A 14,309-nucleotide genomic window follows, 5' to 3' on the forward strand; every position below is an offset into this window, starting at 1 on the left:
GGAAGAGCGATTTCGGCCATGAAACGCATCATCGTAGGATTCGACGGCTCACACGGGACAGCCGCGGCGCTCGGCTGGGCGCTCAGTGAGGCTCGCCTCCACCACGCCCACCTCCTGGCCTGGACGGTGCTGCCTGAGCAGACAGCGGCCGCGACCCGCCCGCCCATACGGCCGGGTGATCGTCGCGCTGGACGGCTCGCCGTCCTCCCGCCTCGCTGTGCGGCTGGCGGCCGAGGAGGTCGCGCTGCGCGGCGCTGAGCTGCACGCCGTGCACGCCGTCCCTGGGATCCGCTGGGTGCCGAACTGCTCACTCGCGATGCCGACGACCTTGCGGCCTGGGGGAGCGCCTCCTGGCCGGAGAGCCGGCCGAGCCGCAGGTCCAGGCCCAGCCCGCCGAAGTGCTGACCCGGCTCGGCACGCAGGCCGACCCGCTCGTCATGGGCCGCCGCGGTCACACGGCGAGGTCTCTCAGGTGGGCAGGCCACTGCCCCTTTCTCCCGTCCTTGGTCTGCCCCCTTTCACGACGGCTCCGGTGTTTCACGACAACGCGGTGATGGCGGCGACCCAGGGGTTGGCGATGCGCGCGTAGTCCTCGGTGTTCAGGGCGATCGAGCGGTCCAGCCGGGCGGCGTTGAAGTACAGCCGCGGCGAGTCCAGCAGCTTCGGGTCGACGACGAGCTCAAGCCGGGGTTCGTAGCTGAAGGGCAGCACGGTGCCGCTCGCGCTGCCGGCCAGTTCCTCAGCCTTGGCCCGGTCCGCGAAGGCCACGTAGGTGCCCCCCAGCAGGTTCTTGACCGCCTGCAGATCCAGGCGGGCGTCGCCGGGCACGACGGCGAGCACGTAACGGGTCCGCTTCTTGCCGATCTTGACCATCACGATCAGGCATTTGGCGGCCTGCTCGACCGGATGCCCCCGGAGGGCGCTGACCAGCTCGGTACGCCCTTCCGGCAGATGGTCGAGCAACTCGTACCGCGCGCCGGCGGCGTCGAGGTCGGCTATCAGCCGCTCGTACCGGCCTGCCGTCCGCATGCTCCCGGGCTCCGCGACCGCCTCGTCCAGCTCACCATTCACCGCTCAGCAACTCCTTCGCCCGGGCGATCCTGGTCTCGTCGCGCTGGTAGAACACCCACTGTTTGATCTTGGTGCCGCGCACCAGCCCGGCCTGCGACAGCACCTTCAGATGTTCGCCGCAGGTCGGCTGGCTCACTCCGAGTTTCTGCGCGATGAACAACGAGCACACCCCGTCACGGACGAGGTCGCCGTCGCGCTGCGGCGGGAAGTGCCGTTCGGGCTCGCGCAGCCACTCCAGGATCTGCAGGCGCTTGTCGTTGGCCAGGGCTTTCACCAGGTCGACATCCAACACTGAGGCATTATGGCATTTAGCTAAATGCCTGTCTATCGGCGCGAGCGGGCAGGGGCCCAGGGCTGAGCGATTCGGGGAAGACCACGATGAGTTCCAGCCCGCCTCCCGGACGGGGGTTCGCCCGCACCTCGGCCCCGTGCGCCTTCGCGATGGCCGCGACGATCGACAGGCCGAGCCCCGCGCCCTGTCCAGCGGTCGTGTGCAGCCGCCTGAAGGGCTCGAAGAGATCGCCGAGACGTTCCTCGGGCACGTGCGGGCCGGTGTTGCGGACCGTCAGCACCCCGCCGGAGAGCGTCACCTCGACGGTTCCGCCGGGATGGTTGTAGCGGACCGCGTTGTCGAGGAGGTTGGTCACGAGCCGGTGCAGCAGGACGGGGTCCCCGTCGACGACGAACGGCTCTGTCCGCCCCGTCACGGTCACGTCGTCCGAGCCGGTCTCCGCCAGGGCGAGCCGTACCGTCCGGTCCAGGGGCACCGGGCTTCGGTCGCTCAGGCCGTTGTCCGCCTGGGCCAGGACGAGCAGGGCGCCGATGAGGTGCTCCGCGCGACGGTTGTGGCGCAGGAGCGTGGCGCGGACCTCGCCGCAGTCCTCGGGGAGCCCGATCTCGATCGCCGCCCGCTGGACGGCCAGCGGGGTGCGCAACTCGTGGGAGGCGTTGGCGATGAAGCGCCGCTGCCCCTCGACGGAGCGTTCGAGCCGGTCGAGCATCGCGTCGAAGGTGTCGGCCAGGTCCTTCAGCTCGTCCTTCGGGCCGGTGAGCGCGATCCGCTCGTGCAGCGTCGACAGGGACAGCCGCCGCGCGGTGGCGGTGATCCGGTGGACGGGCCGCAGGATCCGCCCGGCGACCAGCCACCCGACGGCCAGCGAGACCAGCGTCAGGATCCCCACCGTGAAGGTGGTCATCCCCCACTGGTAGCCGGTCACGTTGTTCACCAGATCGGGCAGCGGCAGCGGGCCACCCGGTGGCACCGCTCCCCTGGGCATCCGGGCGATCTGCGCCTGCAGCGCCCGCCGCAGCAGGAGGTTGACCGTGACCAGCAGCACGACCGAGGTCAGCAGGAACAGCCCGGAGTAGATCAGGGTGAGCCGGACCCGGATCGTCGTCACAGCACGTATCCGGCGCCGGGAACGGTCTGGATGCACGGCGGGTCGCCCAGCTTGGCCCGCAGGCGGCTGATCAGGACCCGCACCACCGTCGTGAACGGGTCGGCGTTCTCGTCCCAGGCCTCTTCGAGCAGCCGTTCGGAGCTGACCACGGCGCCGTCCGCCCTCATCAGCACCTCCAGGACGGCGAACTCCTTGAGCGACAGGTGCAGGTGGCGCCCGTCCCGCGCGGCCTGCAGCCGGTGGGGGTCGAGCACGATCCCGTGCCGCGTCAGCACGGGCGGCACCGCCGACCTGCTGCGCCGCCCCAGCGCCCGCACCCGCGCGACCAGCTCGGCGTAGTCGAACGGTTTGGGCAGGTAGTCGTCGGCTCCCATCCCCAGACCGGCCACCCGCTCCGGCACCGACGACGCCGCCGTCATCATGAGGATCCGCGTACGGCTCCCGCGCGCCACCAGCTCACGGCACACGAGGTCGCCGTGCAGCTCGGGCAGGTCCCGGTCCAGCACGAGGACGTCGTAGTCGTGCACCGACAGCCGCTCCACCGCGGCGGCCCCGTCGTAGACCACGTCGACCGCCATGGCGTGGCGGCGTAATCCCACCGCCACGAGGTCGGCCAGGTCGCGTTCGTCTTCGGCCACCAGAATGCGCACCAGACCTTCATACCCGTACCGGGGTTTCCGCGGCGTTAACGGATCCGTTCACGACCACGTAACCCGCTGCGGGCCACGCTGGCGGCCGTGATCAGAACCAAGGAGCAGATCCCTGACATGCCCGTCCTGAGGGCCCGCGGGCTGCGGAAGGAGTACGGCAGAGGGGAAGGACTGGTGCGCGCTGTCAACGGCGTCGATCTCGACGTCGGCGCGGGAGAGACGGTGGCGATCACGGGGCCGAGCGGCTGCGGGAAGTCGACGCTGCTGCACCTGCTCGGCGGGCTGGACCGGCCCTCGGCAGGAGAGGTGTGGCTGAACGGCCGGCGCATCGACGACCTCAGCGAGAAGGCCCTGGCCAGGACGCGGCGGACCGGCGTCAGCCACGTCTTCCAGTCCTTCCACCTCATGGAGGAGCTCACCGCCGTGGAGAACGTCGAGCTGGCGGCGCTGCTCGCCGGACGCTCGCCACGGGCCGCCCGGCGGCGCGCTGAGGAGCTTCTGGACCAGCTCGGGCTCGCCGGCCGGTCGCGGTTCCTGCCCTCCGCGCTCTCCGGGGGCCAGCGGCAGCGGGTCGCGGTCGCCCGGGCGCTGAGCAACGAGCCGCTGGTCGTCCTCGCCGACGAGCCGACGGGAAACCTGGACAGCGCCGCCACCCAGGACGTCCTCCAGCTCTTCGCGGAGCTGCGCGAGTCCGGGCAGACGCTGGTCGTCGTCACCCACGACGCCCGGATCGCGGCCGGTGCGGACCGGAGGTTCTCGATGCGTGACGGCGTGTTCGTGGACGAGGCCGGGCCGCCCGGCGGGACCGCCGGGCAGTGCGGCGCGCTCGCGGGGCGGGAGGGCTGATCGGCATGGGACGTGTCGTCCTCGTGGTCCGCCTGGCCCTGCGGGACCTCCGGCGTCGCCGCACCGAGGCCGCGCTGCTGCTGATCGCCGTCCTGGCCGCCACCACGACGCTGACGCTCGGGCTCGTCCTGCGCGACGCGGCCGGTGACCCGTACGAGAGCACCCGGGCGGCCACCAAGGGACCTGACGTGATCGCCGCCGCCGGCGGCTCGGCCGGGCTCGCGGAGCTCGGGAGGCTGGCCGCCGCCTCCGGCGTGACGGGGCACAGCGGGCCGTACCCGGTCGTCGCGGGGAAGCTCACGGCGTCCGGCCGGACGTCGGACGTGCAGGTCGAGGGGCGCGACGCCGCTGCCGCGGCGGTCGATCAGCCCGTGGTGACGCGGGGCGGCTGGGTCGGCGACGGCGGCGTGGTGGTCGAGGCCGCCTTCGCCGACTGGCTCGCTGTAGGCGTCGGTGACCGGGTCACCCTGGGCGGCAGGTCGTTCAGGGTCGCCGGGGTCGCGGTCACCGCCGCCATGCCGCCCTACCCCGGAGCGTCCTGCGTCGTCTCCTCCGGCTGCGTCAACGGCGCGATCCCCCGCGACAGGAAGCTGCCTGCGGGGTTGCTGCACAATCCGGGGCTGGTCTGGCTCACCCGGGCGGACGCGCTGAGCCTCGCCCCGGACCGCGGCTCCCTCTCCTACGTGATGAACCTGAGGCTGGCCGACCCGGCCGAGGCCCCGGCGTTCGCCGACCGGAACGGCGGCGGTCGCGGCGGAGCCGTGCGCCTGCAGAGCTGGCAGAGCGTCCAGGCCGACGCCACCGAGCTGGCCAGGGACTCCCAGATCCTGCTGCTGATCGGCGCCTGGCTGCTCGGCCTGCTCGCCGTGGCGAGTCTGTCGGTGCTGGCCGGCGGGCGGATGGCCGATCAGAGCAGGCGCGCCGGGCTGCTGAAGGCGGTCGGCGGCACACCGGGGCTGGTCGCCGCCGTGCTGCTCGCGGAGTACCTCCTGCCGGCCGTGGTCGCGGCCGGGGCCGGACTGGCGATCGGGGCGCTGTCCGCACCGTCGCTCATCGAGTCGAGCGCGGGCCTCGTCGGCGGCGCGGGGACGGCTCCGCTGACCTGGCCGACGGTCGCTCTTGTGACCGGGGTGGCGCTCGGCGTGGCCGTGGTGGCGACCGCTGTCCCGGCCGTGCGCGCGGCCCGTTCCAGCACCGTCAGCGCGCTGGCCGACGCGGCACGCCCGCCTCGCCGCACGGGCTGGCTGATCGCCCTCTCGGCGCGGCTGCCCGTGCCGCTGCTGCTGGCGCTGCGGGTCGCCGCCCGCCGGCCGCGACGAGTGGTGCTGGGGGTGGCCGGCATCGCGGTCACGGTCAGCGGCATCTACGTCCTGATGGTGCTCGACGCCTTCCTCGGCGACCAGCCGGGGGCCGGCGCGTACACCGACGCCCAGGTGGCGGTGCTGCGGCACGTGCTCCTCGTCTGGACGGTCGTCCTGCTCTCCCTGGCGGCGGTCAACGCCGTCGTCATCACCTGGGCGACGGTGCTCGACAACCGGCACGCCTCGGCGGTGGCACGCGCCCTCGGCGCGACGCCCCGGGACGTGACCGTCGCCCTGGCGGCGGCGCAGGTGCTGCCCGCGTGCCTCGGCGCCGTCATAGGGGTCTTTCCCGGAGGCTTCCTGCTGTTCGCGGCCGTCAACGCGATCGCCGGGGGCGACGCCGGCAAGGTCACGCTGCCCGCGGCCTGGCAGCTCGTCGCCCTGGTGCCGGCGACCGCGCTCGTGGTGGCGGCGCTCACCTTTGTCCCCGCTCACCTGGGCGGCCGCCGTCCCGTGACCGACGCTCTCTAGCGGGCTCCCCAGATATGGAGGTGCGTACTATTCTCGTCCGCGATGGCCTGGTTCGCCGACGGCGACGAGACGCTGCCCACGTTCGAGGCGGGCGCCGGGCGCGCTCGACCTGCTGATCCGCCTCCACGACAGCGAGCACGGCATCAGCATCGCCTCGCCGGCCAGCTGCGTCAGACCGGCCGACCGCCATGACCACGACGGCTCGGACCGAGCTGTGAGACGACGTACCCCGGGGCACCGCCGGCGAGGAGCCGCCCCGTCACGAGAGGAGTTCCCGGCGTCATGGCCTCCATCCGCCACGAGATCGTGATCGACGCGTCGCCCGAGCACATCTGGGAGGTGCTGCGCGACGTCGGAGCGGTGCACGAGCGCCTGCTGCCGGGCCGTGTCGCCGGCACCCGGTTGGAGGGCGACCAGCGGTTCCTGACCTTTCCCGACGGGCACGTCATCCGCGAGCTGATCGTCGCGATCGATGACGATCGCCGCTGCCTGGCCTATTCCGTCGTCGAAGGCGCGAGACCCGCGCTCGATCACCATCACGCCTCGTTCGAGGTCCGCCCGGAGGGCGACGAGGCGGGCCGGCTGATCTGGACCACCAACGTGCTGCCGCACTCGCGAGCCGCCGAGATCCGCGTGCGCATGGAACACGGCGCCTGGGAGATGAAGCAGGCGATCGAGGCGGCCAGATGATCGGCTGGACCCGTCCTTGAGCGTTTCGCGTCTCAGGAAACACTGGCGAAACATGGTGTGATGTACGACACTCTCTTCTTAGAACTCTGTTTTAGAACAGCGTTCTAGGCTCCCGTGCCCGCCGTACCACCCGGGAGCGCCTAGCGCGGAGGAGAAAGACATGGTGAAGGCCGTCGCCCGCGAACGTCGCCGACTCGGATCCCCGCCGCCCGGCGGCATCACCCCGACCGATCCCAACCCCTTCGGGTGGGGGCCGTTCGTGGTGCTGTTCATCGTGGGGATGGTCGATCGCATCGAAGCCAACCTGATGTCCGGCGTGCTGCCGCTCATCCAGGAGGAATGGGGCTTCAGCGACACCGCGGCCGGGTCCATCCCGACCGCGGCGGCGCTGGCCGCCGCGCTCGTCGCGCTGCCGGCCGGCTACCTCGCCGACCGGCGCAGCCGTACGAAGATCATCGCCTTCGTGGTCCTCATCTGGGCCCTCGCCACCCTGGGCTCCGGGCTCGCCACCGGCTTCGCCTTCTTCTACTTCACGCGGGTGCTGCTCGCCGCCGCCGAGAACATCGACAACCCCGCCGTCGGCAGCCTGCTCGCCGACTACTACCCCGCCGCGACCCGCATGCAGGTGTACGGGTGGACGCGGATGACCACGTACCTGGGCGGCGTCGGCACGCTGCTCGGCGGCGTCATCGGCCAGGCGTACGGCTGGCGGGCCGCGTTCCTGCTGATGGCGATCCCCGGAGCGCTGACCGCCGTCCTCGTGTGGCGGATGCGCGAGCCGCGGCGCGGCGAGATGGACAGGATCATGGCCGCCGCCGGGCCCTCCTCCGCGCCCGTACCACCGCCCGGCGCCCTGGAGCCGCCGCAGGCCGGTCCGCCCGAGGCCGACCCCGCCCCCACCCCCGGCGCGACCGTGAAACGGCCCTTCTGGCCGCAGGTCCGTCAGGTCCTGGCCATCCGCACCCTGGTCCTCGTCTCCCTCGGCGTGATGATCCTGACCCTCGGCCTCGGCGGCGTCTACTTCTGGCTGCCCTCCCTCATGGTCCGCGTGCTGGAGATGGAGATCGGCGTCGCCGGCAGCCTCAGCGGCGGCGTCACCATCGTCGGCGTCCTGGCCGGGACCGTGATCGGCACCCACCTCGGCAAGCGGCTGCACGGCCGGGTCAAGGGCGGCCGGCTGCTCGTCGGCGGCACGGGCATCACCGTCGGCTCGGCCGTCCTCGGCACCGCCCTGCTCATGGACTCGACCGTGGCGCTGGTGGTCCTCGTCCTGCTGGCCGTCACGATCTCCTCCACCGCGATCCCCACGTGCACGGCGTGCATCGCCGACGTCGTGGCCGCCTCCTCGCGGGGCGTCGGCTTCGCCGTCCTGCAGGTGCTGCTGACGATCGGCGCCGCCTTCGGCCCGCTCATCGTCGGCATCACCTCGGACGCGACCGGCTCCCTCCTCATGGCCATGTACGCGCTGATCGTGCCCATGATCCTCGGCGGCCTGGTGGTGCTGGCCTCGCGCGGCTCGTACGAACGGGAGGCCGCCCGCGTCCTGGAGGACGCCAGGAACTCCTGAGCCGCAGTCGTCACGCCCCGGGGCTCACCAGCCCGGTCCGGTAGGCGATGACGACCAGTTGCGCGCGGTCGCGCGCGCCCAGCTTCGCCATCGCCCGGCTGACATGGGTACGGGCGGTGGCCGGGCTGAGAAACAGCTCGGCGCCGATCTCGTGGTTGCTCAGGCCCTGCCCCACCAGGGCTAGCACCTCGCGCTCGCGCTCGGTCAGCACCGCGAGCCGGTCCTCGGCGGTCCGGGCGGCTGTCCGGCGGGCGGTGAACTGGCCGATGAGGCGCCGGGTGATCCGCGGCGCGAGCAGCGCGTCCCCGGCGGCGATCACCCGGATGGCGTGCAGCAGCTCGGCCGGCCCGGCGTCCTTGAGCAGGAAGCCGCTCGCGCCGGCCTGCAGGGCGTCGAAGACGTACTCGTCGGTGTCGTAGGTGGTGAGGATGAGGACCCGGACCTGCTCCAGCCCGCGTGTCCGGGCGATCTCGGCGGTGGCCTGGATCCCGTCCATCCTGGGCATGCGGATGTCCATGAGGACGACGTCGGGGCGGGTGGCGCGGGCCCGTTCGACGGCTTCCGCGCCGTCGGTGGCCTCCCCGACCACCGTGATGCCGTCCTCCAGGTCGAGCAGGACCTTGAACCCTGACCGCACGAGACCCTCGTCGTCGGCGAGCAGCACCTTGATCGGGGGGCCGGCCGCGGCGTTCACCGGCGCGGCCCGATCGGCGCGAGGGGCAGCCTGGCTCTGACCTCGAACCCGCCGCCAGGAACCGGCCCGGCGTCGAGCTCCCCGCCGAGCAGCTGGCAGCGCTCGCGCATGCCGGCGATGCCGCGGCCGGGCTCGCCCGGCAGGCGCGGGTCCGCGGCGTCATGGCCCGGGACGGCACGGCGGCCCTCGTCGGTCACGCGGATCTCCAGTGCCTCGATCCCGGGGCGCAGCGCCACCGTCACCCGGGTCGGTCCGACGTGCCGGACCACGTTGGTGATCGACTCCTGGACGATCCGGTAGGCGGCGCTTCCCACCGCGCTGGGCAGCGGCGCGGCGGCCGAGGTCTCCTCGACCTCGACGTCGAGCCCGGCCTCGCGCGCCTTGGCGGTCAGCTCGTCGATCTGCCCCAGCCCGGGGTACGGCCCCCGCCCGTCGTCGTCACCGCCGTCGTCGTCACGGAGCACCCCGAGGATGGCCCGCATCTCCCGCAGCGCCCGGGAACTCGTCTGCTCGATGGCCCGCAGCGCCTCGCGCGCCACGTCCGGCCGTTTGTCGAGCACGTGCGAGGTGACGCCTGACTGGACGTTGATGATCGCTATGGCGTGCGCGACGGTGTCGTGGACCTCGCGCGCGATCCTGAGCCGTTCGGCGTTCACCCGCGCCCGCGCCTCCTCCTCGCGGGTGCGTTCCGCCAGCTCGGCGCGTTCCTGGGCCTCGGCCGCGATGACCTGCCGGGACCTGACGGACTCGCCGAGGGCCGCGCTCATGACCGCCGCGCCGATCCGGAAGTACACCCAGCCGACGGCCGCGCGCGGCTCCAGATCGGCGGCGGCGACCAGCCAGACGACGGTGAGCACCGAGACGCCCACGCCCGCGATCACCAGCGAGCGGCGCCCGTCGCCGTAGGCGGCCAGGGTGTAGAGGGCGACGAAGAGCCCGAGCCAGCCGGGCCCGTCAGGGAAGTCGAGGGCGTAGTACACCAGGCTGGCGAGCGCGGTGGCGAGGAACACCGGCACCGGCCACCGGCGGCGGACGGCGACGACCAGGCCGCTCACGATCAGCAGGACGTATCCGAGGTTGCCGAGGTCGGTGAGAGGACGCTGCACCACCTCGCCCGCGTTGCGGACCATCGTGCCCTGAACCTGCGTCACGGTGATGAAGAGCGCGAGCAACACCTCCTGCGCCGGCATCGGCGGGCGCCACGACATCACGGGGTGTTTCATGCCGCGATCCTAGGGTTTCCGCGCCTTGAGGACACTTCGCCGGGTTGCGCAGCCGGCTACGACGGCGGGCGTACCGAGGCATGAGCCGGCTACGCCCGGCTGCGTAGCGGCGGCCGTCCGCTGCCGGAGGCCGTGGCCGGCTCGGCGGCGCGATGATCGAGGCCAGGCGCCAGACGCCCGTCTTCCGACCGAAGGGATCCTCGATGTCCGTCCTGTTGGTGCTCGCCGCTGCCTCGCCGGTCTGTACGTCGGCGTCGGAGTGCGCGGGCCAAGGTGTCGACACCTTCCTCGGCACCCCCGAGCGGGTCTGGGCCAGCGTGGCCGCGCTGGTGGCGATCGGCGGCGTGGTCGTCGGATGGCTGGCGCTGCGTTCCGCCCGCCGTGGCGGCGGCGGGCGGGCGGGAGCCGTCGTGGCGCTGGTCGCGGGGGTGATCGGCGGGCTCAACGGCGCGGTGAAACTGGCGGTCGCCGACGGCGGTCTCGGCACCGGCAACGGGGTGTTCGGGGCGGCCTTGGCCCTGGTGCTCGGGCTGGCCGGCGCGGTCCTGGGCCGGCTGGCCCTGGTCCGCTCCCGCCGTACCGAGCTGAGCGGCTGACGCCGCCGGCATTTGCCGTTCGATCGAAAGGATGCTCGATGTCCGTCCGTCATCTGCTGGCCACGCAGGTTCTGGCCCAACCCGTCGGCGCTTACGCCCTGACCTCCGGGCGTCTCTGGTCCGCGGTGGCCGCGCTGCTGGGGCTGGCCGGCATCGTGGCCGGCGCGCTGGCGCTGGCTCGCGCCGCCCGTCGTACCGGCGGCTTCGGGAGAAGGGGGGCCGTCGCGGCCCTGGCGGCGGGGCTGGCCGCCGTCGTCATCGGCGCGTGGGTCGTGGCCGCGGCCGAGGGCGGGCCCGGCGCCGGCTACGGGATCGTCGGGGGCTGGGTGGACCTCGTGGTCGGGCCGGTCGCCATGATCCTCGGCGGGCTGGCCCTGGCCCGCTCCCGCCGCACCGCCTGACCCGGCCCCGTCGATTACATCAAAACCGTTTGATGTAATATGCGAGGCATGAAGCCGTCCGGCCAGGCCGCGCCGCCGCCGTTCGTCCGGCTGGCCGCCCACGAGGTGCGCTGGCGGCTGCTCAGCGAGCTGGCCCGCAGCGACCTGCGCGTGCGGGAGCTCGTCGCCCTGGTGGGCGAGCCGCAGAACCTGGTCTCCTACCATCTGCGGCTGCTGCGCTCGGCCGGGCTGGTCAGCGCCCGCCGCAGCAGCTTCGACGGCCGCGACAGCTACTACCACCTGGACCTGGAGCGCTGCGCGGACGCGCTGACCGCCGCCGGCGCCGCGCTGCATCCCGCGCTGCGCCTGTCCCCCGCCGGGACGTCCGAGCCCCCCGGCGCGGAGACGTCGAAGGCGCCGTCCGTGCTGTTCCTGTGCACCGGCAACAGTGCCCGCTCACCCATGGCCGAGGCCCTGCTGCGCCGCCGCGTCGGCAGCCGCGCCGAGGTGACCAGCGCCGGCAGCCACCCCAAGGCCCGCCTGCACCCCCACGCCGTAGGCGTGCTGCGCCGGCGGTACGCCATCGACCTCTCCGGCCGGCGCCCACGGCACCTGGACACCCTGACCGGCCGCCGGTTCGACTACGTGATCAGCCTGTGCGACAAGGTCCGCGAGGTCTGCCCCGACTTCGGCGGCCACCCGCGACGCCTGCACTGGAGCATCCCCGACCCCGCCGGCGAGGACGACTGTCTCGCCTTCGACCGCACCGCCGCCGAGATCGACACCCGCGTCCGGCACCTGCAACCCGTCCTTTTTCCCGCCACTCGACAGGAGGTCCGGCCATGACAGCAGCCGGCCAGGTCGCCAGCGTCCGCTACATCGTCGACGACGTCGGGGCGGCCGTCGACTTCTACACCACCCACCTGGGCTTCACGGTCAACTTCAGCGCCGCGCCCGCCTTCGCCGACGTGGTACGCGGACCGCTGCGGCTGCTGCTGTCCGGCCCCGCCAGCTCCGGCGCCCGCGCCACGCCCGCCGAGGCCGCCGGCGTCGGCCGCAACCGCATTCACCTCGTCGTCGACGACCTGGACGCCGAGGTCGCGCGGCTGCGGGCGGCGGGCCTGCCGTTCCGCAGCGACGTGGTCACCGGCCCCGGCGGGCGTCAGATCCTGCTCGCCGACCCCGCCGGCAACCTGGTCGAGCTGTTCCAGGCCGCGAGCGCCGCCCCGACAGGACCGTGACGACAGCGTGAACCGTGATCGGAATCCGTCTCGACAGGAGGTCGCCGTGGCGCAGGGCCGGTTGGAGCGGCGCCTGGGCCTGAGCGACGCCGTCGTCATCGGGCTGGGCTCCATGATCGGCGCCGGTGTCTTCGCCGCCTTCGCCCCGGCGGCACGCGCGGCCGGGTCGGGGCTGCTGCTCGGACTGGCGCTGGCCGCGGCGGTCGCCTACTGCAACGCCACCTCCTCGGCCCGGCTGGCCGCCCGCTACCCCGCCTCCGGCGGCACGTACGTCTACGGCCGCGAGCGCCTGGGGGACTTCTGGGGCTACCTGGCCGGATGGGGGTTCGTGGTCGGGAAGACCGCCTCGTGCGCGGCGATGGCGCTGACCGTGGGCTCCTACCTGTGGCCCGAGCACGCGCACGCGGTCGCGGTGGCCGCCGTGGTGGCGCTCACCGCGGTCAACTACGCCGGGATGCACAAGACGGTCTGGCTGACCAGGGGGATCGTCGCCGTGGTGGTGGCCGTGCTGGCCGCGGTCGTGGTGGCCTGCCTGACCTCCGGCGCCGCGGACCCCGCGCGCCTGAGCCTGACCCCGGACACCACCGTCGGGGGGATCCTGCAGGCGGCGGGCCTGCTGTTCTTCGCCTTCGCCGGCTATGCCCGCATCGCGACGCTGGGCGAGGAGGTCCGCGACCCGGCCAGGGTCATCCCCCGGGCCGTCCCGCTCGCCCTCGGCCTGACGCTCGTGGTCTACGCGGGAGTCGCGGTGGCGGCCCTGGCCATGCTCGGCGGCGACGGCCTGGGCCGGGCGAGCGCCCCGCTGACCGAAGCCGTCCGAGCCGCCGGGCTGCCCGCCCTGGCGCCGGTGGTCGGCGTGGGCGCCGCGGTGGCCGCGACCGGCTCGCTGCTGGCGCTGATCCTGGGCGTCTCCCGCACCACGCTCGCCATGGCCCGCGACCGGCACCTGCCGCACGCGCTGGCCGCTATCCACCCCCGCTTCAAGGTCCCGCACCGCGCCGAGCTGGTCATCGGCGCGATCGTGGCGATCCTGGCCGCCACGGCGGACCTGCGCGGCGCGATCGGCTTCTCCTCCTTCGGCGTGCTCGTCTACTACGCCATCGCCAACGCGAGCGCGTGGACCCTCACCCGGGCCGAGGGCCGCCCGCCGCTGCTGATCCCGGCGGCCGGCCTGGCGGGCTGCCTGGTCCTGGCCTTCGCCCTGCCGTTCTCCTCGGTGATCGCCGGCGTCGTGGTGCTGGCCGCCGGCGCCGCCGCGTACGCTCTGCGCCGCGCGCTCGCCGGCCGCCGATAGGGGGAAGCATTACCTTCCTCGTCGCGTCGGATCACCCCATTTCGGGCAGGCACCTGAGGTGATCAGTCGGGGACACCGGGGCGGACGAGATGAGCGACAGAACGCGGGACAACCGTGAGACACCGGGCGTACGCCGCCGCGAGCTGCTCGGCCTGCCCGTCGCCCTGGCGGCCTGCGGCACGGCGGCGCTGACCGCGTGCGGGACCGCCCCGCAGGCCAGCGGCGCGGAACAGCCGCAGGAGGTGCCGGTCACGCCACCGGAGGACCTCATGCGCGAGCACGGGGTGCTCAAGCGCATCCTGCTGGTCTACCGGGAGGGCATCCGGCGGATCGACGCCGGCGAGCGGGTGCCCGCCCAGCCGCTGCACGCCGGGGCCGGCATCATCCGCACGTTCATCGAGGAGTACCACGAGGAGCTCGAAGAGCGTCACGTCTTCCCGCGCCTGGTCAAGGCGGGCAAGCTGACCGGCACCGTCCCCGTCCTGGTCCGGCAGCACGAGCGGGGCCGCGTGCTGACGGGCCGCATCCTGAACGTCACCGCCAAGTCTGTCCCCCAGCGGTCCCGCCGCGACCTGTCCGCCGACCTGGCCGCCTTCATCCGCATGTACGAGCCCCACGAGGCCCGCGAGGACACGGTGGTCTTCCCCGCGATGCGCGAGGTCATCCCGCCCAAGGAGTTCGCCGAGATGGCCGAGACCTTCGAGGACGAGGAGCACCGCCGGTTCGGCGCGGCCGGCTTCGCCGGCGTCGTCGCGCAGGTGGCCGACATCGAGAAGACGCTCGGCATCTACGACCTGAACCAGTTCACGCCCCGCGTATGAGCAG

18 protein-coding genes are annotated in these 14,309 nt (G+C 73.2%); 12 read left to right on the plus strand and 6 right to left on the minus strand.

Annotation, left to right across the window (positions count from 1 at the left end; all coding sequences use genetic code 11):
• The first annotated feature begins 18 nt into the window (after positions 1-18).
• A complete protein-coding gene (locus Nocox_RS44200) occupies positions 19-258 on the plus strand; it encodes a universal stress protein (RefSeq protein ID WP_219495496.1) in 240 nt (79 codons plus the stop codon).
• Complete coding sequence (locus Nocox_RS44205; RefSeq protein ID WP_425517801.1) at positions 218-589, plus strand: hypothetical protein; 372 nt, start codon at positions 218-220, stop codon at positions 587-589. Before Nocox_RS44200 ends, Nocox_RS44205 begins: the two co-directional genes overlap by 41 nt.
• Here Nocox_RS44205 and Nocox_RS22525 read toward each other — a convergent pair.
• The 4 genes from Nocox_RS22525 to Nocox_RS22540 are packed head-to-tail and all read right to left on the minus strand — an operon-like array spanning position 538 to position 3,121.
• Positions 538-1,071: a YbaK/EbsC family protein gene (locus Nocox_RS22525; RefSeq protein WP_020540548.1), complete on the minus strand. Its 534-nt coding sequence runs from the start codon at positions 1,069-1,071 to the stop codon at positions 538-540. The genes Nocox_RS44205 and Nocox_RS22525 overlap by 52 nt on opposite strands.
• Positions 1,061-1,363, minus strand: coding sequence for an ArsR/SmtB family transcription factor (locus tag Nocox_RS22530; RefSeq protein ID WP_026213792.1), 303 nt, complete (start codon positions 1,361-1,363; stop codon positions 1,061-1,063). Before Nocox_RS22530 ends, Nocox_RS22525 begins: the two co-directional genes overlap by 11 nt.
• Before the next feature lie 16 nt (positions 1,364-1,379).
• On the minus strand, positions 1,380-2,471 hold the full coding sequence (locus Nocox_RS22535) for a HAMP domain-containing sensor histidine kinase (RefSeq protein ID WP_020540546.1): 1,092 nt from the start codon (positions 2,469-2,471) through the stop codon (positions 1,380-1,382).
• Positions 2,468-3,121 (minus strand): response regulator transcription factor, encoded by a 654-nt coding sequence (locus Nocox_RS22540; RefSeq protein WP_020540545.1) that lies wholly within the window; start codon positions 3,119-3,121, stop codon positions 2,468-2,470. Before Nocox_RS22540 ends, Nocox_RS22535 begins: the two co-directional genes overlap by 4 nt.
• 117 nt (positions 3,122-3,238) lie before the next feature.
• On the opposite strand from Nocox_RS22540, the gene Nocox_RS22545 reads away from it, so the two are divergent.
• The 4 genes from Nocox_RS22545 (at position 3,239) to Nocox_RS22560 (ending at position 8,056) form a co-directional block, all read left to right on the plus strand.
• Positions 3,239-3,967, plus strand: a complete 729-nt coding sequence (locus tag Nocox_RS22545; RefSeq protein ID WP_020540544.1) for an ABC transporter ATP-binding protein — start codon at positions 3,239-3,241, stop codon at positions 3,965-3,967.
• A gap of 5 nt (positions 3,968-3,972) precedes the next feature.
• Positions 3,973-5,799, plus strand: a complete 1,827-nt coding sequence (locus Nocox_RS22550) for an FtsX-like permease family protein (RefSeq protein WP_033407885.1) — start codon at positions 3,973-3,975, stop codon at positions 5,797-5,799.
• A 282-nt stretch (positions 5,800-6,081) separates the two neighbouring features.
• Complete coding sequence (locus Nocox_RS22555) at positions 6,082-6,489, plus strand: SRPBCC family protein (protein ID WP_020540542.1); 408 nt, start codon at positions 6,082-6,084, stop codon at positions 6,487-6,489.
• A 160-nt stretch (positions 6,490-6,649) separates the two neighbouring features.
• The gene (locus Nocox_RS22560) at positions 6,650-8,056 is read left to right on the plus strand and encodes an MFS transporter (RefSeq protein WP_020540541.1); all 1,407 of its coding nucleotides are present in this window, start codon (positions 6,650-6,652) and stop codon (positions 8,054-8,056) included.
• Between the two features lie 10 nt (positions 8,057-8,066).
• Here Nocox_RS22560 and Nocox_RS22565 read toward each other — a convergent pair whose 3' ends face one another.
• Positions 8,067-8,750, minus strand: a complete 684-nt coding sequence (locus tag Nocox_RS22565) for a response regulator transcription factor (protein ID WP_020540540.1) — start codon at positions 8,748-8,750, stop codon at positions 8,067-8,069.
• On the minus strand, positions 8,747-9,973 hold the full coding sequence (locus tag Nocox_RS22570; RefSeq protein ID WP_026213791.1) for a sensor histidine kinase: 1,227 nt from the start codon (positions 9,971-9,973) through the stop codon (positions 8,747-8,749). Before Nocox_RS22570 ends, Nocox_RS22565 begins: the two co-directional genes overlap by 4 nt.
• Before the next feature lie 203 nt (positions 9,974-10,176).
• Between Nocox_RS22570 and Nocox_RS22575 the strand changes: the two genes are divergently transcribed.
• The 6 genes from Nocox_RS22575 to Nocox_RS22600 all read left to right on the plus strand — a co-directional run bounded on the left by Nocox_RS22575 (position 10,177) and on the right by Nocox_RS22600 (position 14,305).
• The gene (locus Nocox_RS22575) at positions 10,177-10,569 is read left to right on the plus strand and encodes a DUF6223 family protein (protein WP_020540538.1); all 393 of its coding nucleotides are present in this window, start codon (positions 10,177-10,179) and stop codon (positions 10,567-10,569) included.
• Positions 10,570-10,607: 38 nt separating this feature from the next.
• Positions 10,608-10,970, plus strand: coding sequence for a DUF6223 family protein (locus tag Nocox_RS22580; protein WP_020540537.1), 363 nt, complete (start codon positions 10,608-10,610; stop codon positions 10,968-10,970).
• A gap of 48 nt (positions 10,971-11,018) precedes the next feature.
• Positions 11,019-11,795 (plus strand): arsenate reductase/protein-tyrosine-phosphatase family protein, encoded by a 777-nt coding sequence (locus Nocox_RS22585; protein WP_020540536.1) that lies wholly within the window; start codon positions 11,019-11,021, stop codon positions 11,793-11,795.
• A complete protein-coding gene (locus Nocox_RS22590) occupies positions 11,792-12,190 on the plus strand; it encodes a VOC family protein (RefSeq protein WP_020540535.1) in 399 nt (132 codons plus the stop codon). The genes Nocox_RS22585 and Nocox_RS22590 overlap by 4 nt, the downstream gene beginning before the upstream one ends.
• 46 nt (positions 12,191-12,236) lie before the next feature.
• A complete protein-coding gene (locus Nocox_RS22595) occupies positions 12,237-13,484 on the plus strand; it encodes an APC family permease (RefSeq protein ID WP_020540534.1) in 1,248 nt (415 codons plus the stop codon).
• Between the two features lie 89 nt (positions 13,485-13,573).
• Positions 13,574-14,305 (plus strand): hemerythrin domain-containing protein, encoded by a 732-nt coding sequence (locus Nocox_RS22600; RefSeq protein ID WP_020540533.1) that lies wholly within the window; start codon positions 13,574-13,576, stop codon positions 14,303-14,305.
• Positions 14,306-14,309: the final 4 nt, after the last annotated feature.

This window comes from Nonomuraea coxensis DSM 45129 (assembly GCF_019397265.1).
Taxonomy (GTDB): domain Bacteria; phylum Actinomycetota; class Actinomycetes; order Streptosporangiales; family Streptosporangiaceae; genus Nonomuraea; species Nonomuraea coxensis.

Bases quoted from the DNA above. Each gene is read 5' to 3' on its own strand.
- Nocox_RS44200 (WP_219495496.1), top strand. From the start codon at position 19: ATGAAACGCATCATCGTAGGATTCGACGGCTCACACGGGACAGCCGCG.
- Nocox_RS22545 (WP_020540544.1), top strand. From the start codon at position 3,239: ATGCCCGTCCTGAGGGCCCGCGGGCTGCGGAAGGAGTACGGCAGAGGG.
- Nocox_RS22550 (WP_033407885.1), top strand. From the start codon at position 3,973: ATGGGACGTGTCGTCCTCGTGGTCCGCCTGGCCCTGCGGGACCTCCGG.
- Nocox_RS22555 (WP_020540542.1), top strand. From the start codon at position 6,082: ATGGCCTCCATCCGCCACGAGATCGTGATCGACGCGTCGCCCGAGCAC.
- Nocox_RS22560 (WP_020540541.1), top strand. From the start codon at position 6,650: ATGGTGAAGGCCGTCGCCCGCGAACGTCGCCGACTCGGATCCCCGCCG.
- Nocox_RS22570 (WP_026213791.1), bottom strand. From the start codon at position 9,973: ATGAAACACCCCGTGATGTCGTGGCGCCCGCCGATGCCGGCGCAGGAG.
- Nocox_RS22575 (WP_020540538.1), top strand. From the start codon at position 10,177: ATGTCCGTCCTGTTGGTGCTCGCCGCTGCCTCGCCGGTCTGTACGTCG.
- Nocox_RS22580 (WP_020540537.1), top strand. From the start codon at position 10,608: ATGTCCGTCCGTCATCTGCTGGCCACGCAGGTTCTGGCCCAACCCGTC.
- Nocox_RS22585 (WP_020540536.1), top strand. From the start codon at position 11,019: ATGAAGCCGTCCGGCCAGGCCGCGCCGCCGCCGTTCGTCCGGCTGGCC.
- Nocox_RS22590 (WP_020540535.1), top strand. From the start codon at position 11,792: ATGACAGCAGCCGGCCAGGTCGCCAGCGTCCGCTACATCGTCGACGAC.
- Nocox_RS22600 (WP_020540533.1), top strand. From the start codon at position 13,574: ATGAGCGACAGAACGCGGGACAACCGTGAGACACCGGGCGTACGCCGC.